Source organism: Cerasibacillus terrae, assembly GCF_008039555.1.
Classification (GTDB): domain Bacteria; phylum Bacillota; class Bacilli; order Bacillales; family Amphibacillaceae; genus Cerasibacillus; species Cerasibacillus terrae.
The window spans coordinates 1-607 of the sequence record NZ_VDUW01000029.1 but is presented as its reverse complement, the minus strand read 5'-3'; the positions used below and the strand labels follow the sequence as shown (position 1 = coordinate 607).

The 607-nt window shown below is 47.0% G+C and carries 1 rRNA gene; it reads left to right on the top strand.

The window, feature by feature from the left end:
- Positions 1–20: 20 nt before the first annotated feature.
- A 23S ribosomal RNA gene (locus FHP05_RS15160) occupies positions 21–607 on the top strand; the annotation flags it as partial.

Genomic DNA, 607 nt, shown 5'->3' with positions numbered 1-607 from the left:
TTTTTACTTATTTGCTTGCTAGTCAAGTGAATAAGGGCGCACGGTGGATGCCTTGGTACTAGGAGCCGATGAAGGACGGGACTAACACCGATATGCCTCGGGGAGTCGTAAGTAGACATTGAACCGGGGATTTCCGAATGGGGCAACCCACCATTTGTAATAAAATGGTACATCTATCTGAATTCATAGGATAGTTGAGGCAGACCTGGGGAACTGAAACATCTCAGTACCCAGAGGAAGAGAAAGCAAAAGCGATTTCCTAAGTAGCGGCGAGCGAACGGGAATTAGCCCAAACTAGTAGGCTTGCCTACTAGGGTTGTAGGACACTCCACATGGAGTTATCAAGAAATTTCTTAAATGAATCGATCTGGAAAGATCAGCCATAGAAGGTAACAGCCCTGTAATTGAAAAGAAGTTTCCTCCGGAGTGTATCCTGAGTACAGCGGAACACGAGAAATTCCGTTGGAATCTAGGAGGACCATCTCCTAAGGCTAAATACTCCCTAGTGACCGATAGTGAACCAGTACCGTGAGGGAAAGGTGAAAAGCACCCCGGAAGGGGAGTGAAATAGAACCTGAAACCGTGTGCCTACAAGTAGTCGGAGCAC